Here is a 23526-nt window from a genome sequence, read left to right on the forward strand (position 1 = left end):
AATGGTAGCCAGCGCTGGCGCGCCATCACACCCCCAATCCCTTCGTTTTTTGCAGAACAGTACCCCGAATTCATCGCTACCCATCCGGCCGGCGATTTTTAACAATCCAGCCAGCGTATCGACACTGAGACAAACCAGCGCAGGCCACCCGGCCCCGCAAAGCCAGGACAGAACTTCCCGCGCAGAACGGGCTGTTTGTCACCCAGTGCGATGTCTTGTCAATCTGGCGAATCTTGCTGCGGCAAGCTGGCTTTCACAAAGGTGGTGGTATGAGCGAAGAATGGGTCCGTTTGGAAGTGTCCGAGGGCGTCGGGCTGGTCACGCTGGACCGCAAGCCGGTCAACGCGCTGAACCGCGACATGCGCCGCCTGATCGTGGCCACCTTCGATGCCATCGCCGAGCGCGACGACATCCGCTGCGCGGTGCTGACCGGCACCGGCACCATGTTCTGCGCGGGGGCTGACCTGAAAGACCGGCCGAACGCGGAGGTCATGGGTGACTTCCTGGAGCACAACCGCATCACCCGCGAGACCGGCAACGCCATCCGCGAGTGCAGCAAGCCCGTCATCGCCGCCATCAACGGCGCGGCCCTGGGGGCAGGCTTCGGCCTGGCGGCGGCCTGCGACATCCTGTACGCGTCCGAGAACGCCACGGTCGGCATGCCCGAGATCAACGTCGGCCTGGCCGGCGGCGCCTCGATGCTCAAGACCCTGTTCGGCCGCTCCACGCTGCGCCGCATGTTCTTCACCGGCCAGCGCCTCACCGCGCACGACCTGCTTAAGCGCAACGTGATCGAGGACGTGGTGTCCGAAAAGGACCTGCTGCCCGTGACCATGGCGCTGGCGCGTGAGATCGCGTCCAAGGCGCCGCTCGCCATCGCATATGCGAAGCGCGCCGCCAACATGGTCGACGTGATGCCGCAGCGCGATGCCTACCGCTTCGAGCAGGAGTTCACCGTCGCGCTGTCCAAGACCGAAGACGCACGCGAAGCCCGCATGGCCTTCCTCGAAAAGCGCGCACCGGTCTTCAAGGGGCGCTGAGCATGTTGACCCAGGTTCAAGCGGCGCCCGGCGTCGGGCTGGATGCTTTCTTCGCGGCCGCCAGCGTGGCCATCGTCGGCGCCTCCGAAGACATCACCAAGATCGGCGGGCGCCCGGTGCAGCTGCTGCGCAAGTACGGCTACGCCGGCGCCATCTACCCCATCAACCCCAAGGGCGGCATGCTGCAGGGACTGCAGGCCTACGCCTCGGTGCTGGACACGCCGACGGCCCCCGAGCTGGCGATCCTGGCCGTGCCGGCCGCCGCCACGCTGCAGGCGGTGCGCGACTGTGCCGAGCGTGGTGTGCGCGGCGTGATCGTGCTGTCCACCGGCTTCGCCGAGGCCGGCCCCGAGGGCGCTGCCGTGCAGGCCGAGATGGTGCGCGTGGCGCGCACGCACGGCATGCGCCTGTTGGGCCCAAACTGCCTGGGCGCCGTCAACGTGGTGAACAAGCTGGTCGGCTCGTTCTCGGTCGCGCTGGAGCAGAGCCTGCCGCCCGCAGGCCAGGTGGGCATCGTCTCGCAGTCCGGCAACATCGGCAGCTTCACCATGCGCAACATGGCCGACCGTGGCCTGGGCGTGAGCCGCTTCATCGCCACCGGCAACGAGGCCGATGTCGATGTGGCCGACGGCATCGCCGCGCTGGCCGAAGACCCGGCCACCACCATCATCCTGTGCTGCATGGAGACCTGCCGCCACGCCGGCCGGCTGGCCCAGGCGCTGGACATGGCGCGCCGCCAGCACAAGCCCGTCATCGTGCTGAAGATCGGCGCCACCGCGCAGGGCCAGGCGGCCGCCGCCTCGCACACCGGCGCGCTGACCGGCTCCGACGCGGTGTTCGACGCCGTGTTCCGCCGCCATGGCGTGCTGCGCGTGCGCTCGTTCGAAGAGCTGCTCGATATCGGCCACGCTGCCGTGCTGCTGGGCGCGGAACGCTTGCCCACCACCGACGCGGTGACGCTGGTGGCGGCCTCGGGCGGCTTCGGCATCATGATGGCCGATGCCATGGTGCAAGCCGGCATGACGCTGCCCGCGCTGGGCGAGAACACCCAGGCCCTGATCCGCGAGGCCGTGCCCGCCGCCGGCACCAACAACCCGGTCGATGCATCGGCCCAGATGTCGGCCCGGCCCGACATCTTGTTGAAGATGCTCACTGCCTTGCAGAACGATGCCAACGGCAGCACGCTGGTGCTGCTGCTGGCCCTGTCGCTGTACAACCCGCGGCTGCGTGGCGTGTACCTGGAGGCGCTGACACAGATTCGCGCCAGCCACCCGCATCGGCTGATGGTCCTGATCAGCCAGGGCCCGCCGGACGCCGTGGCCGAGATCCGCGCGCTGGGCATCCCGGTGTTCCCCAGCATTCCGGCTGCCGCCACGGGGCTGGCCGGTTTGGTCCGCCTGGGCCAGCTCACGACGCTGCCCACGGCGCCTGCCTACGACGGCCCGATCGACGCGGTGGACCCTGCGGTGTTCCGCAACGAGTTCCATGCCAAGAAGGCGCTGGCCGCAGCCGGCATCTCCGTGCCGCGCGAAGAGATCGTGGCCTCGGCCGACGAGGCCGTGCGCAGCGCCCGCGCCACGGGCTACCCCGTCGTGCTGAAGATCGCCTCGGAAGACATCGCCCACAAGACCGAGATCGGTGGCGTTGCATTGAACCTGGCCGACGACGCGGCCGTGCGCGCAGCCTTCGACCGGCTGATGGCCAACGCGCGCCAGCACGCCCCCGCCGCGCGGCTGGACGGCGTGCTGGTCGCGCCCATGGTGCGCGGCGGCGTGGAGCTGATCGCAGGCATCTCGCGCGACCCGGTGTTCGGCCCCGTGGTCATGGTCGGCCTGGGCGGCATCTACGCCGAGGTGTTGAAAGACGTGGCCGTGCAGGTGGCCCCCGTCTCCGAAGACGAGGCGCTGCGCATGATCCGCAGCCTCAAGATGTTCGCGCTGCTTGATGGCGCGCGTGGCCAGCCCAAGGCCGACGTGGCCGCCGCCGCCCGCACCGTGGCGTGCCTCTCCGAGTTCGCCTGCCGCCACGCGGCCGACGTGGCCGAGATCGACATGAACCCCATCCTGGTCCGGCCCGAGGGCGAAGGCGTGCTCGTGCTCGATGCGCTGATGGTCCCGACCTCCCGCAACCCTTCCGCCCACTGAAGCAGCCCCATGCACATGGACAAGAACCCGGCCATTCCGGACGCCGCCGCAGGCCCGGCCGTCTACCGCCAGTACGCGCGCCAATGGCTGCGCGCCAACCTGCCCGCGCACATGTACGCCGACAGCGTCGACTACCGCACGCCCACGCTGGACGAATGCCGCGACTGGGAAGCTGCGATGCACCAGGCCGGCCTGGCCGGCATGACCTGGCCCAAGGCCTACGGCGGCCTGGGCCTCACGCTGCGCGAGCACCTGGCCGTCAACAAGGAAGTGGGCGCACTCGCCATGCCCGAGAGCGTGAGCTCCATCGGCAAGGAACTGGCCGGCCCCATCATCCAGACCGTGGGCACAGAGAAGCAGAAGCTGCAGTTCCTGCCGCGCATCCTGTCCATGCAGGACTACTGGTGCCAGGGCTTTTCCGAACCCGACGCCGGCTCCGACCTGGCGCGCCTGCGCACCAAGGGCGTGCCCGAGGGCGACAGCTGGCGCATCAACGGCCAGAAGATCTGGACCAGCGGCGCGGCCAAGGCGCACTACTGCCTGCTGCTGACGCGCACCGGCACCGTGGCCGACAAGCACCGCGGCCTGTTGATGTTCGCCGTGCCCATGGACACGCCCGGCATCCGCGTGGTGCCGATCAAGTCCATCGACGGCAAGGACTCGTTCGCCGAAGTCTTTTTCGACAACGTGGTCGTGCCCGACAGCGCGCGCCTGGGCGCACCCGACGAAGGCTGGAACGCGGCCATCCGCGTGCTGTCCATCGAGCGCGCCACCAACCGCATGTACCGAGCCTGGCGTTTCGAGTGCGAGCTGCGCCAATTGATCGCGGCCTGCAAGTCGGACCCAGAGCTGGCCAAGCTGCTGGACGACGGCCACACGCAGCGCCGCATCGGCGACGTGGTGGGCGAGATCGACGCGCTCAAGGGCCTGGTCGAGCGCACGGTGCGCCAGATGGTGGCGGGCGAGAAGATCGGCGCGCGCGGCTCGTTGACCAAGCTGTACTGGTCCGAATGCCACCAGGCGTTTGCCGCGCTGGCGCTGTCGCTGGTGTCGCATGTGACGCCGCGCTCCAGCGCGCTGGCGCAGCGCGCCCGCAAGCACTTCACCACCGGCTACCTGTTCGCCCGCGCCGAGACCATCTACGCCGGCACCACCGAAGTGCAGCTGGACATCATTGCCGACCGCATCATGAACTTGCCCAAGGACCTCTGACCATGTCGGACCAAGACCTCCAACCCGAAGAGTTCGCCCAGGCCGCGGCCGCGGCCATCGCCGATGCGCAGGGGCGCAGCGCGCGCGAAGCCGCCCAGGTGCTGGCCAATGCCGGCCTGTGCGGCGTGTGCGCTGTCGAAGACGCGGGCGGCCTGGCGCTGGGCACCGCGTTCGCGCTGCCCATCGTGGCCGAAGCCGGCCGTCTGCGCCTGCAGTGGCCGCTACTCGAAACCATCCTGGTCGCAAAGGCGCTGGGCACGTCGCCGCTGGCAGCCAAGCTGGCCGGCGGCACACGCACCGCCACCTGGGCGCTGCAGGGCAGCCTGCAGGACGGCTACGCCGGACAGGCACGCTACGCCCGCGCCAGCGACTGGGTGCTGGTGGCCGACGGCCACGGCGGTGCGGCCCTGCTCGACCTGGCCACCGTGCAGATCGACGACGACCCGGCGCTGGACCCTGACCACCCTCAGTGCTGGCTGGGGCTGGCCGACGCCAAGGTGTTGGCCACGCTGGATGCCGATACGTTCGGCGCGCTGCAGCGCGAGCGCGACATCCTGGTGGCCGGCTTCGTCAACGGTGCCGCCGAAGGCGCGCTGGCCACCACGGCCACCTACATGGCAACCCGCGTGCAGTTCGGCCGGCCGCTGTCGGCCAAGCAGGCGGTGCGCCACCTGCTGGCGCGCATGCGGCTGCTGCAGGAGGCGGCCGGCGCGGGCATCCAGCGCGTGCTCGATCCGGACGAAGACGGGCTGCCGCGCAACGCCCAGCCAGTGCTGGCCAACGCGCTGGCCAGCGCCGCCTTCGTGCTGGAGAAATCCATCCACCTGCACGGCGGCATGGGCTTCACCTGGGAACTGCCACTGCACGTGTCGCTGCGCCAGGTACGCAAGTTCGACGCCGCTTTCGGCTCGGGCGCGCTGGCCAGCCAGGTCGGCCGCGACTTCATCGCGTCCGTGTGAACACCAAGGAAAACTGATGCACCAAGACCTGCTGGGCCGCGTGGCCCTCATCACCGGCGCCGGCGCCGGCATCGGCCGCGAGACGGCCCTGCAGATGGCTGCGCGCGGCGCCATCGTCTGCGTGAACGACCTCAAGGAGGAACTGGTCGCGCCGGTGGTCGACGACATCGTCTCGCGCGGCGGCCAGGCCTTCGGCGCGCCGGTCAACATCGCCAGCCGCGAAGGCATGCGCGAGGCGATCCAGCGCGCGTTCGCGCATGCGCAGCGGCTGGACATCCTGGTCAACAACGCGGCCTGGGTGCGCTACCAGGCCATCCCGGAAATCATGCCGGAGACCATCGATCGCATGCTCGACGTGGGCTTCAAGTCCGTCATCTGGAGCCTGCAGGAAGCGGTGGCCGTGATGGATCCACAGCGCGGCGGCGCCATCGTCAACGTGGCCTCGGTCGCGGCGCTGCGCTCGGCGGCCAACTCGGTGGTGTATTCGGGCATCAAGGCCGGCATCCTGGGCATCACGCGTGCTGCTGCCGCCGAGCTGGGGCCGCGCAACATCCGCGTCAATGCAGTGTGCCCGTCCGCCGTGCCGACCGAGGGCACGCAGCGCAACCGCAATGCCGAGCGCGACGCCAACCGCATCGCCCGCACACCGCTGGGCCGGCTGGGCACGGTGGAAGACATCGCGCGGAGCATCTGCTTTCTGGCGAGCGACGACGCGAGCTTCATGACAGCGCAGGCGCTGGTGGTCGACGGCGGCATCACGCTCACCAATATCTGACGCGGGCCGCCCGATGCAGACGGTTCTGATCACCGGTGCCGCGTCCGGCATCGGGCGCGACACGGCGCGGCTGTTCGCCGCCGCAGGCTGGCAATGCGTGCTGGTCGACCACAACGCCAGCGCCTTGCAGCAGGTAGGCGCGGCCCTGCCCGCGCCGGCCGGAGCCGCGCACGTGCTGCGCGCCATCGACCTGACGGATGCCCAGCAGATCGCCACGCTGACCAATGGCACGCCTGCGCTGGACGCCATCGTCAACAACGCCGGCATGTCCGACGCCTCGAACACACCGCTGGCCCAGCAGAGCGCGGCGCAAATGGGCCGCCTGCTGGCGCTCAACCTGGCGGCGCCTGCCGCCGTGGTGGATGCCTGGAGCGCGCGGCTCAAGCCCGGCGCGCGCGTGGTCAACGTGTCGTCCGGCGCTGGCCTGCAGGCCATCCCCTGGCGCGGCGCCTACAGCCCGAGCAAGGCCGGGTTGATCGCGCAGACGCAGGCCCTGGCACAGGCACACCCCGAGTGGTGTGTGACGGTGCTGGCACCGGGCTTCGTGCGCACCGAGCTGGTGGACGGCCTCATCCAGGCCGGCCGGCTGCAGCCCGACGCGGCCGTCGGCAAGATCCCGCTGGGCCGCATGGCCGCGCCAGCCGAGATGGCGCAGGCGCTGTTCTTCCTCGCCAGCACCGGCGCCCAGCCCTTGAGCGGGCAGACCCTGGCCGTGAACGGTGGCTCGTCCATCTACGGCGGCAGCCAGCGGTTCGCGCCGGCGGTGTTGGCGCCTATGGCCCTGGACCTGCCGTTGCAATTGGAGGTGGTGGGGGGCGACGCCACGCCGTGGCAGGCCGTCGCGCCACCCAGTCCATCCGCCGCGCACTACGCCGCCTGCCTCGACCTCTCGCCGCTGCAAGCCGCGCCGGCCGGCCTGCTGCACGCCGTGCACGCAGCCGCTGCTCGCTTTGCCGCGCAGCACACACAACAAGCCAGCCTGACGGTGCTGCTGCCACGCGCGCAAACGTTGCGCTGGCAAGACGCAGGCGACGCCGCCGCCGCCCGCATGCTGGTCGCCACGCTGGCCTGCGAATGGGGCAGCCGCGCGCTGCGCATCAACGCGCTGGAGGTGGATCCGCATGCCCCGCCGCAGTCCCTGCACGCGCTGCTGCGCTATGCATGCGGCGCCGCTGCGCAGTACCTGACCGGGCAGACGCTGGTCTGCCGAGCGAACGCATCCCAGGCGGCTGCATGAGCGACGCACCGGGCCGCCCCGAGCAAGCTCGCACCGCAGCCGAAAGCAAAGGTTCACCAGTGACCACACCCAACATCGCAGATGGCGCGACGCGCGAACAGATCAAGGCCTTCTTCATCGCCGAGCGCGGCTACTGGCGGCCGTGGACCGAGACACTGCTCGAAATCAGCCCCAGTTTCCTGCAGCAGTACGCGCGCTACGCCGGCTACCCGGCGCGCACCGGGCCGCTGACACCGCGCATGGTCGAGCTGCTCTACGTGGCGCTGGACGCCTCGTCCTCGCACCTGTTCGCGTCCGGCCTTCAGACCCATCTGCAGCGCGCGCTGGAGGTCGGCGCCACGCAGGCCGACATCTTCGACGTGCTGCACTTGGTGGCCGTGCAAGGCGTGGCCAGCGTGTGCCAGGCCAGCGACATCCTCGCCGAGCTGACGGCATCGCCCGACGCGCCGGACCTCGACGCGCGCCTGCAGGCGCGCATCGACAGCGTGGGTGCCGCACACGCCCTGCCCCTGGCCCACCTGGCCCGGCGCGACCCGGGCTATGCCAAGGTGCTGCTGGACTTCATCGAGCACGGCCGGCCCGAGGGCGGCTTGAGCCCGGCCGAGCGCAGCGTCGTGCAGCTGGCGCTGCATGCCTGCTTCACCGCGTTCAACCCGCAGGCCGTGCGCCAGATCGTGGCCACCGCACTGGCGCAGGGCGTGCCAGCGGCCGAGCTGCAGCAAGCCATCCAGCTCGGCGCCCACCTCGCCGTGCACGGCACGGCCCTGGGCGCCAACGTGTTCCGGCAGGTCCAGGACGGCGCAGCTGCGGTGCCGCAGCCGCCGGGCCCTTGAACCATCCCGCGCGGCGTCCCGAACGCTGCTTCTGAACGCTGCAGTTCGAACACCCAAGGAGACAACCCCATGCGCATCCACACCCTCATCTCCGGCCTGCTGCTGGGCCTCGTCGCCACGCTCGGCATGGTCGGCGCGGCCCAGGCCCAGCAACCGGCCCGCATCATCGTGCCGTTTCCGCCCGGTGGCGGCACCGACCAGTACGTGCGCCTGCTGGCGGCCGAGCTCACCAAGCGCGGCATGCTGGTGATCGTGGAGAACAAGCCCGGCGCCAGCGGCATCGTGGCGGCCGACTACGTGGCGCGCGCGCGGCCCGACGGGCAGACGATCCTGATGTCCTCGCTCGGCATCCTGGCCAGCAACACCGTCATCTACGACAAGCTGCCGTACGACCCGGACAAGGACTTCGCGCCGGTCACGCAGATCGCCTACCAGCCCTCCATCCTGGTCGGCCGCATGGATCTGCCCTACCAGGACATCAAGGGGATGGTGGCCTGGGCCAAGGCCAACCCGGGCAAGATCAACCGCGGCTCGCCGGGTGCGTCCATCCTGACGAATCTGGCGCCCATGGCCTTCGAGCACATGGCTGGGATCAGCACCACGCACATTCCGTTCAGCGGCGATTCGCCGGGCCTGCAGGCGCTGCTGGGCGGGCAGATCGACATCCACGGCACGTCGATCACCGGGCCGCTGCAGCATGTGCGCGCCGGCAAGATGCGCGTGCTGGGCGTGATGGACAGCAAGCGCATGCCGCAGGTGCCCGAGGCGCCCACCTTCAAGGAACAGGGCTACGACATCGAGGCGCTGCTGTGGTATTCGCTCACGGTGCCGGCCGCCACGCCGCGCGAGACCATCGACCGCCTGAACCGCGCGGTGAACCAGATCATTGCCGACCCCGAGTTCGTGACCCGCGCCCGCGCTATCGGCATGGAGCCGAGGGGTGGTACGCCGGAGGAGCTGGCGAAATTCATCAAGGCGGAGTTCGATCGGTGGGTGCCGTTGCTGCAGAGTTTGAATCTGCCGAAGCAGGCGCAGTGAATTCAGGCAATGCCAACAAGTCCTCGCAATGCGCCCATCCGTTGAAGCGGGCGGCATGCATCGTTGCACGTCCCCGCGATCACTTGGGCAATCGCCGACTACGAGCGCCTGGTACTGCCCCGCATGTCGTCCCCCTGGCGGCGTTGTACAGCGCATTCGATCTGCTCGGCTCGCGCGTCCGCGCCGATTGCCGTCTCTTCGCTGGAGCGGCTGGCCAAGTCGCTGAACACGTCGATCACGGCGCTGCTCGGCGAGGTGCCTCACGAGGATTGGCTTCACGTGGTGCGCGCTTCGAGCCGGCCGGCTCGCCAGGTCGGCCATCAGATGGCTACGACTTTTTCGCCCGAGCGCGCGCGGCGATCACGGCTCGGGCGCATTCATCGTGAGCTTCACGAATAGCGTGGTGGTGGGGCAAGGGACCGATCACGCCGGGGAAAAATCCTCTATATCATCTCTGGATCGCTTGAACTCGAAATGGAGACCAAGTCGGTCCTTCTGCGCGCAGGGGACTACGCGCAGTACCCTGGAAAAATGTCGCACCAGTTGCGCGGCCTCGAACCCGGCACGCAAGTGCTGATCGTGGTCAGGAGCAGTGAAGCCTGACCAGAACGTTGGGCGGGCTACTAGCCGTCCGCCGCACGGCAGACGTTGCCGTCGAACCCCAGGTGGTGCACGCACTCCCGCAGGATCAGCAGCGCCGCAACCGACTCACCCGTCGTCACCAGGCCTGCGGCCGTCGACCGGCCAGCCTCGGCCATCGCCGCGAGCGCGTTGAACAGCGCCTCCACCGCGTCGCGCGTGAGGCTGGCGCCTGCGCCCTGCAAGCCCGGCAGCGCGCACAGCCACGGATCGGCGCTGGCCTGCCACCCGCGCGCACCGTGCGCCAGGCGCTGGGACATCAAGGCCACCTCCACTTCATCGATGGCCTGCTCGATTTGCAGCGCGCTGGGCGTGCCGGCGCGCCAGTAGCGCGCGGCCAGCGCCTGCGGCCCGGCCGGCACCATGAACTGGGCTCGCCTGCCGGCGCCAGCACAGTCCGGTCCACCTCGAAGCGCAGCTGCGTTGCCGACGCGGCCGGTAGCGGGGAACTTGCAGACCGGGCGGGTCTTGGTGCCATCGGGCGAGGCGGCCGGCAACGTGCTCGGCGGCTGCTGCTTCTCGACCCAGTCGACCAGCATGAAGTACATGTCGTCCACCGTCACCTGCGCCGTGGCGCTGGCCACGGCACCGATGCTGCCCGTGCCGCCGCAGTGGCCACGCCCCGGGATCAGGAACATGCGGTGGAACTGGTCGGCCTGCGCGTTGCCACCCACCAGGGCCGAGGACCGCGCATAGTAGTTCAGCATGGCTTCCACCGACACGAACGGGTCGGAGATGCCGACGGTGCTGATCATCTTGGCGCCCGCGTCGCGGAACGCTGTGAGATCCGGATTGCTGGCGTCGATGTTGGCGAACACCGTGCTGTTCAGATTGCGGCCGGCGGGGAAGGCCTGCGCGAACTGGCCGTACGACATGGTCTTCCAGCGCTCCTGGCCGGTGGCCGTGGCGTTCACGTAACTGGCGCGCGTGTACGAGATGTCCTGCAGGTTCCAGGCGACCTGGTCGAGCACCAGGCCAAGGATGCCCAACGTTGGCACGTTGCCGGCCGAGTCGGCCACCGGGTCCAGCCCCGTGCCGCGCTTGCGGCCCCACCACAGCTGGTTCGCCGTGCGGAAGGTGTTGACGCCGTTGTCCACCGACGGCGCTGGCACCGTGCCGTCTGCCGTGGGTCGCGCTGCATCACCAGCTGCGCCCACATCAGCGCCGGGAAGTACTGCGTCTGGTCGTACCAGACCGCCTCGGCCACGATGCCGTCGAAGTCCTTGGGGTACATCTGCGCCGACTGGTAGACCGCGCGGCCGCCGCTGGAACAGCCATAGGCGCAGGTGCGGTCCGGGGCCTTGGCGTAGAACGCCTGGGCGAAGGCCTTGGTGCGCACCGACATCGCGTGCACAGCCTGGTGCGAAATCTGCTGCCAGCCAAGTCGGTTGGGCGTGCCATCGGGCAGTGACAAGAAGTCGCCGAAGCCACCGTTCGTGTTGCCGCCATCGGTGGTGACGGTGACCGTGCCGTGCGTGGCGGCAAAGCTTGCCAGCGTGGTCGATGCCAGGCTGGTGGTGGAGGTGACGGCCGGGCTGCCCATGAAGGCGCCGGGCACGTCTGCGCGGATGCGGCCATCCCATTTAGCTGTGGCCGGCAACCACAGCTCCAGCCCGATGCCGGCCGTGGTCGACGGCGCGCCCGCTGGCCCTGGATTGCCCGGCCCCACCAGCAGCTTGACTACGCACAGATCGGCCGCTGCGCGTGGCGCGTTCGCGGGCGGCGTGCTGGCCAGCGAGAGGGCTTCGCCCTGCCGGAACGCACGGACCAGCAGCACCGAGGTGTTGTCCGCAGCCTGCAGCGCGGACTGCACGCTGGCGTCGCAGGCCAGTGGCTGCGCGGGGCGCGCGGCATCGGCCGAGTCGCTGCCGCCGCACGCGGTCATGCCGGCGATGGCGGCCGTAGACCCGGCGGCGAAAGCGAGGCGGCTCCAGGGCAGATGGGATGGAGCGCTGCGCGCAGGTTGTGAGGGCATGCGTTTGTCTCCTGAAATGTTGTGGGGGTTGGGATCGACGGGGCCATTCAGCCCCCGAAATGTGGAACTACTGGCGACTGCTCACGGAAGGGCCAGGCGGTGGTGCGCCCGCCTGCCCAAGGTACGGGCCAGGCAGGTCTGTCGCGCTCGGCACCGCGTCCGCACCTTTGGCGCCCACCAACGTGACGCCCAGCGACGCACAGCACAGCGCCATGGCGCAGGCCTCCAGCACACCGAACGGCTCATGGCGCACGAGTGACCCTGTGACCATGGCCACGACCGGCACCATCATGGCTGTGGACATTGCGGTGGACTACGGCATCAGCGGGCAGTACGTGATCAGGCTGCTGGACCAGGCCGCGCGGTTCCGGGGCTACCCGGCTGCTGTCAGGACAGACAACGGCCCCGAGTTCACCAGCAGGGCCTTCATCGGCTGGGCACAAAGCCACGGCATCCGACACATCCTGATCGAGCCGGGGCGACCCATGCAGAACGGCTACATCGAGAGCTTCAACGGCCGGTTCCGCGACGAGTGCCTGAACGAGCACTGGTTCCAGACGCTGCACCAGGCGCGCAAAGAGATCGCGGCATGGCGGCTCGATTACAACGAGGTGCGGCCCCACGGGAGCATCGGGCGCATGCCGCCAGCCCGGTTCGCCGAGCAGCATCGCCGGCATGCCGGCGATGCTGCTCAACAGCTAACACCAGCAAACAACGAGATCCAGTAACCTTCAACCAGGACTTCTGCCGGCCAATGTCACGGCTTCCATCGACAGCAGGCGCTGTGCGCCCGAAAGATGGTTGTTGACCAATTTCATGACCTGCCCTGCACCCACTCCGCCTGCATGGAAGATGTTGGAGCTGATCGATCGTGCTGGCGCTGGCCGAGCGCATCGGCCGGCTCGAGGACGCGGTGGCGCGTGTCGAAGCCGGCTTGACCCGCATGGCCGCGCCGGCCCCGCCAGCCTCATTGGCCACTGCGGCTCAACCCCCCACCACGCGCCCGGCCCGCACCCGTGAGGCGCCGGCGCCCGCAGCCCGCAAGGCCGCGCGATGAAGATGCCCACCCCGCTGCTGGACCAGCAGCGCGCCGCACTGGCCGCGCTGGAGGCAGAGATGGCGCGCGAGACCGCCGTCACGCCGCGCGAGCTGGTTTACGCACGCGGCACGCTGCGGCTCTACCACTACCTGCCGCAGACGGACGATGTCTACCGCGTGCCGCTGTTGATCGTGATGTCGCTGGTCAGCAAGCCGACGATCTTCGACCTGACGCCCGGCCAGAGCTTCATCGAGCACCTGGTGCAATCTGGCTTCGACGTGTACATGATCGACTGGGGCACACCGCGCGCGGAACACCACACGCTGGGCCTGGACGACTACGTGGCCGACCTGCTGCCCGACTGCATCGATCAGGTCTGCACGCACGCGGGCGAAGACCAGGTCAGCCTGGTTGGCTACTGCTTGGGCGGCATCTTCACCACGCTGTACGCCGCACGCGAGAACTGCGGGCCGCTGAAGAACCTGCTGCTGCTGGCCACACCCATCAACGGCGAAGGCATGGCGATGCAGCGCAGGTTGCTGACGGCCCAGGGCCTGGATGTGGATGCGCTGGTCGACACGCTGGGCAACTTTCCTTCGAGCATGGTGGAGAGCGCGTTCCAGATGCTGCGCCCGCTGCAGAAGGCGAGTGGCCGGGCCACGCTGCTGAACCACCTGGACGACCCGGACTACGTCAAGGCGCAACTGCGCATCGTGCACTAGGGTGCCGATGCGCTGCCCTTCCCCGGCGAAGCGTTTCGCCAGCTCGCGCGCGATTTAGTGTTGGAGAACAAGATCGTGCAGCGCACGCTGGAGGTGCGCGGCACTGTGTGCGACCTGGCCCGCATCCGCGTGCCGCTGCCGCACGTGGTGGCGCAGCACGACCACGTGGCGCCGGCTGCAGCGTCAGCCGATCTGGTGCGGCTGGCAGGAAGCCGGGACAAGGAAGAGATGGTCATCAAGGGCATGTGAGCCTGGTGACCGGGGCGGGGGCGGCGACGCGGACGTGGCCTCACATCGTGGAGTGGTTGGGGGCGCGGTCGAAGTAAGAGCATCGGCAGGCGCCGACGCTCAAAACGTCATAACGAGCCTGAGACCGTCAATTCACGCCGCGCTGGGCCACTTGATCTGCACCCGCCGGTTCTGCGCCAGGCAATCGCGCAGGTACAGGTTGATCAGGCTCTGGTACGGCACACCCGCCTCGTCCGCCATGCCCTTGAAGTACTCGACTACGTCTTCCGACAGACGCATGGTGACAGGCTTCTTGAGCTTGGACGCGTAGGGGTTCTTGCGAGACTTCATCTTGGAGAAGTCGTACTCAGCTTTCATCTCAGCCACCTCGATAGAACACGGCTTCGCCGCGTGTTGCCTTGCGCGCCGAGATGATGCGGACCACCTCGCCCTCTGCACGCTCACAGTGACAGACCACCAGCAGCTTCGCACTCGAACTCATGCCCAGCATGATGAAGCGCTCCTCGTGATCGGAGTGTTCCTCGTCGAAGAACTGCACAGCGAAGTCATCGAAGAACACCGTCCTGGCCTCTTCGAAGGAGATCTGATGCTTCTTGAAGTTGGCGGTGGCCTTGGAAGCATCCCATTCGAATCTCATACATACATTGTATGGATCGAAGCTTGCTGGTCAAGAAGCATTGAGCGACACAGGTGGCTGCTGGCTGCCCGGCTCCTCCACTTCGCGTCGGGCTCGCCCACCACGGCGGCCACGGCCGGGTGCTGGTAGAGCACCTCCTCGATGCCGGTGGGGTCGATGTTGTGGCCGCCGCGGATCACCAGATCCTTGGCGCGGCCGGTGATCCACAAATAGCCGTTGGCGTCGACGCGGCCCAGGTCGCCGCTGTTGACCCAGTCCGGTGCGACGAAGGGCGCATCGGGCGCGCCCGTCACGTAGCCCGAGAACACGCCCGGCCCCCACATCGTCACCACGCCGATCTTGCCGGGCGGGCAGTCGCGCAGGCACTTGCCCTTGTCGTCCACCTCGACCACGCGCACGCGGCTGTAGGGCAGGGGGTGGCCCACCGAGCCCAGGTACACCGTCCGGTCGGAATACGAGATGGTGTGGCAGCTCGACGCCTCGGTCATGCCGTAGGTCTCCAGGATCGGGATGCCGAAGCGGTTGCGGGAGGCGTCGGCGATTGGCACCGGGATGGCCGAGCCGCCGCCCGTGGCGGTGTGGATACTGGAGACGTCGTGCCCTTCCATCGGCACGTTGAGCACGGCCCCCAGCACCGTGGGGCAACGCGGGCTTGAAGCGTTCGACATGGTCTTGGTCCGCTCTAGAGCAGCGAAGAACAAGCGGATCTCGGCTGGTGACAGAACGCGGTCCCTGGGTTCGAAGGTCGCAATGGCACTGGGCCTGATCGCCTCTGCAGGATTCTGGATCGACATACCCCGGGCCTGGGTAAAACGGAAAACCTGGAGCACGATCTCTCTGGCATGGACGGCGGGCGCTGCCGCTCCACCCTCTTTGATTCGCTCGCAGCGTGCCATCAGTCGCAAAGGAGTGATCTCCTGGAGGTTCAACTGTCCGAATTCGGCTGCGAGATGCCGGTTGTAGACCGACTTGCGCATTGCGCGTGTCAATTCAGCGAGCGCCACATCGGCGAAGTACTTGTCGGCCCATTTGCCGAACGTCAACGCGTCCGCTGCTTCCGCCCTCTTGTCCACTTTGGCACGTGAAGGACTCTCGCCGCATTCCACTGATCGGCGTGCTCGAAAGCTGATCATTCCAGTGGGCGTTACCGCGGCGTAGAGACCGGAGTTGATCGGCGACCTTGTAGAGCTTCGCCGGAGGCTTGAGGGCCCGCAACCCAAAATCTGTGAGCATCCGATCCTCCATCACGCCGTTCGCCGCTACCGTCAACGCATTGGACGGTACGGGAACAACGCATTCAAGGACGGCACTCCGATACTGCCGAGACTGCCGCCAAAAACGGTGGCGATCTCGTGAGGCAAATCGAGACCTGATGAAACGCCAACTACTTGTCAGCGCGTGATTTTCAGGACGTACCGAGACCGCATGAAACGGCCTGGCACGACCTTAAATTATTCCTACTCAATTGTTGACCCGTGTAGGCGTTCGCGGCGGCGGGTGTGAAGACGCGCGTTCCGTTGTGGATCTGGTTCCATGCGGCGGCATAACCTTTGCAAAGTCGTCCAAACGGTGATCTGGAACACCCGTTGCGAGGTTTGCCAAGCCTCGCAGATCGCGCGCCCCTGCGGGTGCTATTGGCCTAGCAACTCGCCGACGGGTTTCAGATCGTCGACGTGGTCGCAGATCGACTTGAGCGCCATGATCATTGGTGTGCCCAGCAGCAGCCCCCAAATGCCCCACAGCCAGCCAAAAGCGAGTACGCCGACGAAAATGATCAGTGGGTTCATGCTGCTGGCGCGCCCGGCCAACCAGGGCGTCAGCAGATTGCCCTCGAGCGTGTTGATGAACATCGATAGACCGCCGACCAGCGCGGCCATGCCGAAGGTACCGAACTGCAGGAAGGCCACCAGGGCCAGGCCACTGGCCGTCACGATGGCGCCCAGATACGGCACCAAGTTGAGCACCGCTGCCACCAGCCCCCACACGGCCGCACGCTCCAGCCCGAGCCACGCCATAACGCCCCAGGTCGCCAGCCCCACCAGCGCGCTTGTCGACACTTGGATGACCAGGTAGCGTTGGATCTGCGCGCTGATCTCGTCCATCACCTGCACGGTGACGCGCTGGTTTGCAAAAGTCGGCCCGGTGAACCTGACCAGCTTTCGCCTGAAACGGTCCCCCGTGGTCAACAGGAAGAAGGCGATGAAGAACACCACCGCCGCCTGGCCGATCAGGTAGGCCAGACCGATCGTGCCGCTCCAGAGATACTCCTTAACGTTCAGTCGCGGCTGCTCGATCTGCACGCGGGTGACGCCCCTGGCCGGTGGCGCGAAGGCGGCGCTGGTTTGCGCTGCCTGTTCCAGGCTGGTGGCAGCCTGCTGCACCTTGTCGAGGGTGCTGATTGGCGCGCCGCGCGATGGGCGCAGCGCCTGGCCCAGTTTCTGCGCAGCCTCGGGCAACGACTCGGCCAGTGCCGCGGCATCGTCGCTGAGCGTGTAGACCATCGATCCAAAGCCGCCAACCACCGCGATCAACACCCCTGCTGCGCCCAGCACACGCGGCAGGCGCCAACGATGAAGCCTGTCCACCACTGGCCACAGGGCATAGCTCAACATCACGCCCAGCAGCAGCGGGATGAACACCGCACTGGCCCAGTGCAGGGTATAGACGCAGGCCAGCAGTGCCAGTACCGCCATCAAGACACTGCGCAAGTTAATGGGCGTGGGCAGGGACGGCCCCTCGCCCTGGGGTGCGGCGATGTCAGCCGCAGAGTTGGTGGCGTTCACGGCTTCAACTCAGGAACTGAGGAGTGTTTTGAGAATACGCTATACCGGCGCCGGTGTACGTGTGTAAGCAGGAGACCAGGTCTCGCGCGAACTCCACAGAAATTCGGAGCGCAAAGCCCGAGCTCAGTAAGCCCTGCGCATTGGCCATCTCTCCGATCGGAAGGCCAGTAAGGCGAAGATCGACTCCCCCTGTGCGGATTCGCATCACGCCCGTTTTCGCGTCCCTCGTGAAAACCCATGCCGCCTGCCGTTTGGCTGATACGGTATAAATGCGACGCAAGCCTTTCGCATTGCGCCCCTCGATGAACTCATCCCTTGTCATTTCCTGCTCCTGGTGTATCTCGACTAGAACGGAATGTCGTAGTCAATATCGTTGGTCGTGCCCGGTGGTTTTCTCGGCGGTGGGCGCGATGCATACGCTGTGGGCGCTTGGCGCTTGGCGCTTGGCGCTGATCGCCTTCGCTCCAGTTGCCGTCGTGGCCAATACCCTTTTGTTCGATTGGCCATTCCGCCCACGCAGCAGCTGCCTTTCCGTGGCGGTGACGTCTACCCTGCTCCTTTCGATGCCATCCGGCCCGGGGTAAGTGACAAGCGTCCCATCAACTCATTAAACGCGCTCCGGCTGAGGTCCATCTGGCGCGCCGCCTCTATTCTTTTTCTATAAATCTCTGATTGCTCGTTTTCTTCCATGGTGCAGTCGCTGCAATAGTCGTGTTGCCTGATTGATAGGCGCTGCTGCCGTTCGAACCGTACGTGGATGGGCCCATTTGTGTGAACGAAATTCCGCTAAATGGCCCGTTGGACCATTGCGAGTTACCGGAGTGACGTCTTCCACCCGACTTTCTGGGCGAATGGCTGTGTAGGACCAAGAAGCTGCATCAAGAAAAAATTTCCATTTTTTCTCTTCTAAGTGAATGTGCATGCTATGCCGATCAGCCTCAATGTTCACCTCGCTGTTGCGTGTAAATGCGAGAAAAATCACGCTTACCCTTTGCACAAAGCAAGTCTGTCACTTTTGCGCAGGCAAATGTGTCACTCGACCTTTGCGGCAAGACCGGATCGGGCCAAGGCGCATCCAGCCTGGGTTCGTGCCGTTTGCGAAGCAAATGTGTCACTCGGCGTGCGACGCCGCGCTTGCGAGGCAAATCTGTCACCGCCAATTCTTTCGTGCCCGGTGCATCAAGCAGCCTCACCTACCCTACGGCCGCGCGCGTCACCGCGATCCGCCGCTCGCGCGTCAAGGCCGTGCACGGCAGCGGCGGCGCCGCCGAACTTAAGGTGCAGTAACGCCGGCAATGCCGGCAACGAAATCGCGCGTCCGGCAGCTGGGCATCGAGCCGTAGTCCGACGCCTGACCGCAATGCCAACACACCGCGAGCAAACGAACAGCGGCCTCAAATCTGAAGTGCAACACCCTTTGACGTAAGGTGTTCACATGCTCTCCGCCACCCGATACGAACAATTCCAACCCGAAGGCCGCATGTCGATCGCGAGCATGCAACAGCAAGGCCGCAGCGTGGGGGCCATGGCGCGCGGTGCCGGTATGCCCGACATCAACCACAGCGCAAGCGCCGGGTGGCTATCGCCCGGAACGGTGGACTCGTACCGCTGCGGATCGAAACAGCTGAAGTCGTAGATCGACTGCTGGCCGCCCGCCAGGCGGACTCGCAAACTGGGATCCTCCAGTTCGGCGACACCCCCAGCACAGCACGCGGACGGGGCAGCGCCCGGCCCAACGCGGTCAGCTTCGACCGGCGAGACCGGGTTCGAGCGCGAAGGTCGGCGCGTCGTGCGGGACGAAATGGCCGGGCGGTCGGGTCAAGGTATCGGTGTTGGTGGATCGGCCACCGTGAGCGTGCAGTGATCAACCCGGACCGTGGCCGTGGTGTTCATTGTCTGTTTCATCCTGAAGTGGGGGGTACGGCGTCGAGTTCGACCACGAAGCAGGCGCCGCCACCGGCCTCGTTGTGGGCGGAGAGGCTGCCGTTCAGCACGCGCAGCAACTGCGCCGAGATCACCAGCCCGAGCCCGAGGCCGGCGCCGGCCGGTTTGCTGGTGACGAAGGGTTCGAACAGGCGGGGCAGGATGTCGGCGGCGATGCCATGGCCGGTGTCGCGCACCTTGACCACGGCGCGCGTGCCGCGCATGCGCGCGGCGATGCGCAGCGTGCGTTCGGGCGTGGCCTGCATGGCTTCGATGGCATTGCGCATGAGGTTCACCAGCACGCTGCTCAACGCCGCTTCGTCCGCCACCACCTGCAGGTTGGCAGGTTGCACGTCCAACACGATGGCGACCTCGGCCAGCCGGGCGGCCTCGGCCACGCTGGCTTGCGCATCGGCTAGGCAATGCGCCAGCGGCACCGGCGCGCCCGGCCTCTCGGCCTTGTGGGCGAACGTCTTGAGCTGCGCGGTCAAGCGCGCAAGCCGGTCCACCATGCGCGTGATGCGGAGCAGATTGCCCTGTACATCCTGCGTTCGTTCCTGCTCCAGCAGGACGGCAGCGCTCTCGGCCAGTGTGCGCATCGCAGTCAGCGGTTGGTTCAACTCATGCACCAGGCCGGCCGACATCTGCCCCAGGGCCGCCATTTTGCCGGCGTGCACCAGCTCGTTCTGCGCCGCGCGCAGCTGGGCGGTGCGCGCCACCACGGTGGATTCCAACGTGTCGTGCGCCACCTGCAGCGCTGCCTGGTTGGCCAACTTGTGGCGCACCGCGCGCTGGCGCTGCCACAGCGTCACGGCCATCAGCAGCAGCACCGCCATGGCCAGCGCAGCGGTGACGGAGGCGTTGCGCGCCGACTGCCGCACGCTGGCCAGATCGTCCAGCGTCTTCAGCTGCCAAGGGGCGCTGCGCAGCTGCCGCGACGAGGCCAACTGGTCGCGGCCATCCAGTGCGATCACGGAGGCGTCGCGCCCCAGCCGCTCTTTCGCCGTCCACTGCAGCGCCTGCAGACTGGCGTCGCCATAGGCGCGGGTGCGTTGCACCTCGGCCAGCTGCAGCCCGTCGAGCGCCTGCATCGGCCGAAACCGGAGCGCCTCCCGCGTGGACAGAATGACCACGCCCCGCTCGTCGATCAGCAGGACATCGCCGGGCAGGCTGCGCCAGCTGCGCTCGGCTGCCGCCAGGTTGACCTTGACCGCCACCACCCCGCGCGCCGGCAGCCCGCCGCGCAGGGCGTAGGACAGGTAGTAGCCAGGCCGCCCGCTGGTGATGCCCAGACCGTAGAAGCGACCATGGCCGCGCTGCAACGCATCGGCCACGTAGGGTCGGAACGACAGGTCCTGGCCGACCGTGGTGCCGGGCTTGTCGAAGTCCGACGCGGCCAGCGAAACGCCGCCGGCATCCAGCACGTAGAGCATCTCCGCGCCTGCCGTGGCGTTCACGCCGCCAAGATAGCGGTTGACCGCACCGCGCAGCTGCGTGTCGCCCGGCGCATCGAGCAGCGTCAGCACCAGCGGTGTCATCTCCAGCAGCGCCGGCAGATGCTCGAAGCGGGTCAGGTCGGCGTCCAACGCACCGGCCAGCATGTTGAGCCGGTGCTCCGCCGCCTCGCGCAGCCGCACCTTGGCCGCGTGCGTGGCGATCTGGTGGGTAGCGAATGCCGCCAATGCCACCAGCGCCGTAGCGGCCAGCCAGCGAAACCGCCTGCGCCAGCCGCGCGCGGCGTTGGGTGGCGCCTCGGCATCCGGTTTCAGCTGGCCAGAAGTGTGCTCGCTTATTGCACAAGCCGGCCGCCTCCGCATTGGTAGCAGCCCGGCACCCGGGTGCAGACCTGTGCGCGGAGCCTGCCGGCGGCTGATGCATACCGCAACCCGCCCGTCTTGCCGCGGAACACCCGGTACGAGAACACCGTGTAGCCGACGATGGCCGGCACCGAAATGCAGGTGCCCACCAGGATCACCTTCAGCGCCGCCGGGCTGCTGGCCGCCTGCCAGATCGTCAGCTGGCCATCACCACATAGGGGTAGATGCTGTAGGCCAGGCCCAGAAAGCCAAGCACGACACCAGGATCAGCAGTCCGAACGGGGCCGGCGCACCGGCCCGCGCACCATGCGGGTGTTGAGCAGGCTGCGCACCGCTAGCAGTGCCACGCCGGCGTAGACCACGTAAACCCGCCCATCGGCACCATCAAGATCACGGGCAGCGCGGTGTCAAAGGTCAGGACGTCTATTGGTGCACACTTCGGCTTGCGGCCTGTTTCGCGAGGCGGAAGCGATCTCGTCCCCCTTCCGCGATGGACGGGGTGGTGGCGCCCGGCGGCGCGCCGCCGCGCTCCTGCGCTACGGTTACCAGCCCCTCCTCGGGCTTCTAGGCTATGTACTTCAGCACCGCCACCTTGGCGACGATCAGCGAGAGATACAGCGGCGCCTACATCACCAGCGTCAGCCCGCCATGGCGCGCGGCGTTTGCGACATCACATCGACCGTGCGCACCAGGGATAGCCGACGACGGGCTGGCGGACGATCTCGGTCACGTACCAGCCGGCCACGGTGGCGACCCGGCTCGAGAAGCTTATGCCGGCATAGAGCCACAGCGGCGGCCGTGGCAACTGGGCCGGCTGCCAGCGTTTGCGCCGGTACAGCCACCCGGCCCCACCAGCTTGCGGCCAGCATCAGCATGACAACACCCACCATCATGCGGAGTGTGAAGAACACCGCGCGCGGCAGCGGGTGCGCACCCGGAAAGTGGGTCATGCCACTGATCTCTCGCCGCGCAGATCGTGGGGGAGGATGAAGCTTGCCGCCTTGGGATGGCAATTTAGTAGTGGTTCTTGCGCTGCTCTGCATCCGGAAGGGCAAACAGCAGCAGCGGCGCGCCACGCTTGGTCTCCCACCCGCCTTCATCGCCGCGAGCGCGTGCGCCGAACGAGAGGTGGCTCACCGACATCACGGCGTTCCAGAGCCCTCCTGGCGAGGTGACCTGTCGCCTAAAACCCACTGCTCCGATCGCATGGTCGTCAGGTGGACGATCGGAACGCGCCCGGGCGCCGAGCTCATCAACACGATGTTGGACGCGGCCATCGACCGTGGCTGCCAGCGACGAGCGGCGGGTCGCGCACGAATCGGCAAGTTATCCGTCCTCGCACAGGGGCACACCCTCCGCACGCCACCCGGTGCATAAGTAGGCTGCTCCTCAGTCGTAGTGATGCACAGGGTCGTGTGCGATGCAGGCTTTGACACTGTTCTGTGGCTGTTGTGCCAGCAAGGCGCAAATGACGCCATTGGTCCACCCGAATCCGTCCTGCAGCGGATACTCGCCGCCGCCACCACCGGTTGTGCGTTCTTTCTCGACGTGACGCAGGGCGTACTTCTCGACCAGCTTGCCCTCGCGCTCGTAAAGCGCGGCCACGGTGGCAAGCCAACGGCTCGCTATCGTGTCCGAAAGCGCGTAGAAGCCATAGCTTGCGAAGACCTGGATTCCCATCCACTGCAGCGGCGCCCACCCGTTGGGCCGATCCCATTGCTGATCGCTATGGCATTCAGTGGTGGACATTCCGCCCGGTGCCATCAGCCGTGCCGACACGGTGCCGGCCATCGCTTGGGCATGTGCCTGCTCGGCAAGGCCAACGAAAAGCGGCGTGACGCAGGCAGCCGTGAGGCAGCTTCGGCGCGTTGCGAGACGCCAGTCGTAGTCGAAGAAGCCGCCCCGTGCTTCATCCCAGCAGAACTCGACCAGAGCGATTTTGCGCTTCTGTGCACGTTCGGCGAACGTGTCTTGTGTCGTCTGATCGCCTGCGGCCCCCGAGAGTTCGGCGATCGTGATTTCAAGCTTGTAGAGGAACGCGTTGAGGTCCACCGGCACGATATCGGTCGTGCAGATGCTCGACAGCGAGGCGGCGGTAGCGGCTCGCTCATGGCCATGCGAGGGCGCGCCACGGTGTGGGGCTTCGCGCAGCCAGCGGGTGCTGAAGTCCCAGCCCGACTCGCAGGCGGCGCGTAGATCCCGGTCCAAGCCCTTCGTTGCAGGTCCTCAAACATGCGAGCTTTCGTGTGTCATCTCGCGGCACCGAAGCACGAACCCTGGTGGCGTGTCGACGCCTTGCCGAGAGCGATGGTGGCGTCAATGCATCGATTGGCGTGAGCGCCTGGCGCAGCCTCCCCGCGTTCCGATCCGCAACGACGCGCAGCCCGTGCGGAGAATCCCGTCGACAACGCCAGCAAATTTGGAAGTTGCTGCGTGGCGAAGGGCACGCGGCGGCTCCCATGCGCTACACCAGCGCTCCATACTCGATGCGCTCCCGTGGACAT

The 23526-nt window shown here is 67.3% G+C and carries 24 protein-coding genes and 3 pseudogenes; 15 read left to right on the plus strand and 12 right to left on the minus strand.

From position 1 onward, the window contains the following. Positions 1 to 269 precede the first annotated feature (269 nt). The 10 genes from AC099J_RS19505 (at position 270) to AC099J_RS19550 (ending at position 9841) form a co-directional block, all read left to right on the plus strand. Positions 270 to 1040, plus strand: a complete 771-nt coding sequence (locus tag AC099J_RS19505; protein WP_479616941.1) for an enoyl-CoA hydratase/isomerase family protein — start codon at positions 270 to 272, stop codon at positions 1038 to 1040. A gap of 2 nt (positions 1041 to 1042) precedes the next feature. Further along, a complete protein-coding gene (locus tag AC099J_RS19510) occupies positions 1043 to 3184 on the plus strand; it encodes an acetate--CoA ligase family protein (RefSeq protein ID WP_479616942.1) in 2142 nt (713 codons plus the stop codon). 9 nt (positions 3185 to 3193) lie between these two features. After that, positions 3194 to 4396, plus strand: a complete 1203-nt coding sequence (locus AC099J_RS19515) for an acyl-CoA dehydrogenase family protein (protein ID WP_479616943.1) — start codon at positions 3194 to 3196, stop codon at positions 4394 to 4396. 2 nt (positions 4397 to 4398) lie between these two features. Then, positions 4399 to 5355: an acyl-CoA dehydrogenase family protein gene (locus AC099J_RS19520; protein ID WP_479616944.1), complete on the plus strand. Its 957-nt coding sequence runs from the start codon at positions 4399 to 4401 to the stop codon at positions 5353 to 5355. A 16-nt stretch (positions 5356 to 5371) separates the two neighbouring features. Next, the gene (locus AC099J_RS19525; RefSeq protein WP_479616945.1) at positions 5372 to 6130 is read left to right on the plus strand and encodes an SDR family NAD(P)-dependent oxidoreductase; all 759 of its coding nucleotides are present in this window, start codon (positions 5372 to 5374) and stop codon (positions 6128 to 6130) included. Positions 6131 to 6143: 13 nt separating this feature from the next. After that, the gene (locus tag AC099J_RS19530) at positions 6144 to 7367 is read left to right on the plus strand and encodes an SDR family oxidoreductase (protein ID WP_479616946.1); all 1224 of its coding nucleotides are present in this window, start codon (positions 6144 to 6146) and stop codon (positions 7365 to 7367) included. Positions 7368 to 7426: 59 nt separating this feature from the next. Beyond that, a complete protein-coding gene (locus AC099J_RS19535) occupies positions 7427 to 8200 on the plus strand; it encodes a carboxymuconolactone decarboxylase family protein (RefSeq protein WP_479616947.1) in 774 nt (257 codons plus the stop codon). A gap of 69 nt (positions 8201 to 8269) precedes the next feature. Beyond that, the gene (locus AC099J_RS19540) at positions 8270 to 9238 is read left to right on the plus strand and encodes a Bug family tripartite tricarboxylate transporter substrate binding protein (protein ID WP_479616948.1); all 969 of its coding nucleotides are present in this window, start codon (positions 8270 to 8272) and stop codon (positions 9236 to 9238) included. A 123-nt stretch (positions 9239 to 9361) separates the two neighbouring features. Next, the gene (locus AC099J_RS19545) at positions 9362 to 9637 is read left to right on the plus strand and encodes a hypothetical protein (protein ID WP_479616949.1); all 276 of its coding nucleotides are present in this window, start codon (positions 9362 to 9364) and stop codon (positions 9635 to 9637) included. A 39-nt stretch (positions 9638 to 9676) separates the two neighbouring features. After that, complete coding sequence (locus tag AC099J_RS19550; RefSeq protein ID WP_479617093.1) at positions 9677 to 9841, plus strand: hypothetical protein; 165 nt, start codon at positions 9677 to 9679, stop codon at positions 9839 to 9841. 20 nt (positions 9842 to 9861) lie between these two features. Here AC099J_RS19550 and AC099J_RS19555 read toward each other — a convergent pair whose 3' ends face one another. Next, positions 9862 to 10752: a tannase/feruloyl esterase family alpha/beta hydrolase gene (locus AC099J_RS19555; protein ID WP_479617094.1), complete on the minus strand. Its 891-nt coding sequence runs from the start codon at positions 10750 to 10752 to the stop codon at positions 9862 to 9864. 35 nt (positions 10753 to 10787) lie between these two features. Continuing rightward, on the minus strand, positions 10788 to 11852 hold the full coding sequence (locus AC099J_RS19560; protein WP_479616950.1) for a tannase/feruloyl esterase family alpha/beta hydrolase: 1065 nt from the start codon (positions 11850 to 11852) through the stop codon (positions 10788 to 10790). Positions 11853 to 12115: 263 nt separating this feature from the next. Between AC099J_RS19560 and AC099J_RS19565 the strand changes: the two are divergent. The 3 genes and pseudogenes from AC099J_RS19565 to AC099J_RS19575 all read left to right on the plus strand — a co-directional run. Next, a pseudogene (locus AC099J_RS19565) lies at positions 12116 to 12580 on the plus strand (integrase core domain-containing protein); the annotation flags it as partial. A 325-nt stretch (positions 12581 to 12905) separates the two neighbouring features. Continuing rightward, a complete protein-coding gene (locus AC099J_RS19570; RefSeq protein ID WP_479616951.1) occupies positions 12906 to 13613 on the plus strand; it encodes an alpha/beta fold hydrolase in 708 nt (235 codons plus the stop codon). A 60-nt stretch (positions 13614 to 13673) separates the two neighbouring features. After that, entirely contained in the window at positions 13674 to 13862 is a 189-nt protein-coding gene (locus tag AC099J_RS19575) for a hypothetical protein (protein WP_479616952.1), read from the plus strand. Positions 13863 to 13994: 132 nt separating this feature from the next. Here the strand turns inward: AC099J_RS19575 and AC099J_RS19580 are convergent, their stop codons facing one another. The 5 genes and pseudogenes from AC099J_RS19580 to AC099J_RS19600 form a co-directional block, all read right to left on the minus strand. Next, the gene (locus tag AC099J_RS19580) at positions 13995 to 14219 is read right to left on the minus strand and encodes a BrnA antitoxin family protein (protein ID WP_479616953.1); all 225 of its coding nucleotides are present in this window, start codon (positions 14217 to 14219) and stop codon (positions 13995 to 13997) included. 1 nt (position 14220) lies between these two features. Then, positions 14221 to 14499: a BrnT family toxin gene (locus tag AC099J_RS19585; protein WP_479616954.1), complete on the minus strand. Its 279-nt coding sequence runs from the start codon at positions 14497 to 14499 to the stop codon at positions 14221 to 14223. Further along, positions 14496 to 15167, minus strand: a complete 672-nt coding sequence (locus AC099J_RS19590) for an AMP-binding protein (protein ID WP_479617095.1) — start codon at positions 15165 to 15167, stop codon at positions 14496 to 14498. Before AC099J_RS19590 ends, AC099J_RS19585 begins: the two co-directional genes overlap by 4 nt. Beyond that, positions 15165 to 15732, minus strand: a pseudogene (locus AC099J_RS19595) (tyrosine-type recombinase/integrase); the annotation flags it as partial. The gene AC099J_RS19590 and the pseudogene AC099J_RS19595, both read right to left, overlap by 3 nt. A 398-nt stretch (positions 15733 to 16130) precedes the next feature. Beyond that, positions 16131 to 17192 (minus strand): AI-2E family transporter, encoded by a 1062-nt coding sequence (locus AC099J_RS19600; RefSeq protein WP_479617096.1) that lies wholly within the window; start codon positions 17190 to 17192, stop codon positions 16131 to 16133. 1525 nt (positions 17193 to 18717) lie between these two features. Here AC099J_RS19600 and AC099J_RS19605 point away from each other — a divergent pair. After that, positions 18718 to 18918: a hypothetical protein gene (locus AC099J_RS19605; protein ID WP_479616955.1), complete on the plus strand. Its 201-nt coding sequence runs from the start codon at positions 18718 to 18720 to the stop codon at positions 18916 to 18918. A 265-nt stretch (positions 18919 to 19183) separates the two neighbouring features. On the opposite strand, the gene AC099J_RS19610 is transcribed toward AC099J_RS19605, so the two are convergent. From AC099J_RS19610 to AC099J_RS19625, 4 genes are all read right to left on the minus strand, one after another. Then, on the minus strand, positions 19184 to 20893 hold the full coding sequence (locus AC099J_RS19610; protein WP_479616956.1) for a sensor histidine kinase: 1710 nt from the start codon (positions 20891 to 20893) through the stop codon (positions 19184 to 19186). A gap of 101 nt (positions 20894 to 20994) precedes the next feature. Continuing rightward, positions 20995 to 21222: a hypothetical protein gene (locus AC099J_RS19615; protein ID WP_479617097.1), complete on the minus strand. Its 228-nt coding sequence runs from the start codon at positions 21220 to 21222 to the stop codon at positions 20995 to 20997. Between the two features lie 438 nt (positions 21223 to 21660). Continuing rightward, complete coding sequence (locus AC099J_RS19620) at positions 21661 to 21972, minus strand: hypothetical protein (protein ID WP_479616957.1); 312 nt, start codon at positions 21970 to 21972, stop codon at positions 21661 to 21663. Positions 21973 to 22036: 64 nt separating this feature from the next. Beyond that, the gene (locus AC099J_RS19625; RefSeq protein WP_479617106.1) at positions 22037 to 22165 is read right to left on the minus strand and encodes a hypothetical protein; all 129 of its coding nucleotides are present in this window, start codon (positions 22163 to 22165) and stop codon (positions 22037 to 22039) included. On the opposite strand from AC099J_RS19625, the pseudogene AC099J_RS19630 reads away from it, so the two are divergent. Next, positions 22131 to 22337: pseudogene (locus tag AC099J_RS19630) on the plus strand (IS3 family transposase); the annotation flags it as partial. The gene AC099J_RS19625 and the pseudogene AC099J_RS19630 sit on opposite strands and share 35 nt — an antisense overlap. A gap of 74 nt (positions 22338 to 22411) precedes the next feature. Here the strand turns inward: AC099J_RS19630 and AC099J_RS19635 are convergent. After that, entirely contained in the window at positions 22412 to 23230 is an 819-nt protein-coding gene (locus tag AC099J_RS19635) for a trehalase family glycosidase (protein ID WP_479616958.1), read from the minus strand. Positions 23231 to 23526: the final 296 nt, after the last annotated feature.

It is taken from the genome of Rhodoferax sp. RT4P68 (assembly GCF_056521305.1).

Coding starts and splice junctions, on each gene's coding strand:
- AC099J_RS19505 (WP_479616941.1), top strand. CDS start 270: ATGAGCGAAGAATGGGTCCGTTTGGAAGTGTCCGAGGGCGTCGGGCTG.
- AC099J_RS19510 (WP_479616942.1), top strand. CDS start 1,043: ATGTTGACCCAGGTTCAAGCGGCGCCCGGCGTCGGGCTGGATGCTTTC.
- AC099J_RS19515 (WP_479616943.1), top strand. CDS start 3,194: ATGCACATGGACAAGAACCCGGCCATTCCGGACGCCGCCGCAGGCCCG.
- AC099J_RS19520 (WP_479616944.1), top strand. CDS start 4,399: ATGTCGGACCAAGACCTCCAACCCGAAGAGTTCGCCCAGGCCGCGGCC.
- AC099J_RS19525 (WP_479616945.1), top strand. CDS start 5,372: ATGCACCAAGACCTGCTGGGCCGCGTGGCCCTCATCACCGGCGCCGGC.
- AC099J_RS19530 (WP_479616946.1), top strand. CDS start 6,144: ATGCAGACGGTTCTGATCACCGGTGCCGCGTCCGGCATCGGGCGCGAC.
- AC099J_RS19540 (WP_479616948.1), top strand. CDS start 8,270: ATGCGCATCCACACCCTCATCTCCGGCCTGCTGCTGGGCCTCGTCGCC.
- AC099J_RS19545 (WP_479616949.1), top strand. CDS start 9,362: ATGTCGTCCCCCTGGCGGCGTTGTACAGCGCATTCGATCTGCTCGGCT.
- AC099J_RS19555 (WP_479617094.1), bottom strand. CDS start 10,752: ATGTCGTACGGCCAGTTCGCGCAGGCCTTCCCCGCCGGCCGCAATCTG.
- AC099J_RS19560 (WP_479616950.1), bottom strand. CDS start 11,852: ATGCCCTCACAACCTGCGCGCAGCGCTCCATCCCATCTGCCCTGGAGC.
- AC099J_RS19570 (WP_479616951.1), top strand. CDS start 12,906: ATGAAGATGCCCACCCCGCTGCTGGACCAGCAGCGCGCCGCACTGGCC.
- AC099J_RS19580 (WP_479616953.1), bottom strand. CDS start 14,219: ATGAAAGCTGAGTACGACTTCTCCAAGATGAAGTCTCGCAAGAACCCC.
- AC099J_RS19585 (WP_479616954.1), bottom strand. CDS start 14,499: ATGAGATTCGAATGGGATGCTTCCAAGGCCACCGCCAACTTCAAGAAG.
- AC099J_RS19590 (WP_479617095.1), bottom strand. CDS start 15,167: ATGTCGAACGCTTCAAGCCCGCGTTGCCCCACGGTGCTGGGGGCCGTG.
- AC099J_RS19600 (WP_479617096.1), bottom strand. CDS start 17,192: ATGGCGGTACTGGCACTGCTGGCCTGCGTCTATACCCTGCACTGGGCC.
- AC099J_RS19605 (WP_479616955.1), top strand. CDS start 18,718: ATGCTCTCCGCCACCCGATACGAACAATTCCAACCCGAAGGCCGCATG.
- AC099J_RS19620 (WP_479616957.1), bottom strand. CDS start 21,972: ATGACCCACTTTCCGGGTGCGCACCCGCTGCCGCGCGCGGTGTTCTTC.
- AC099J_RS19625 (WP_479617106.1), bottom strand. CDS start 22,165: ATGTCGGTGAGCCACCTCTCGTTCGGCGCACGCGCTCGCGGCGATGAA.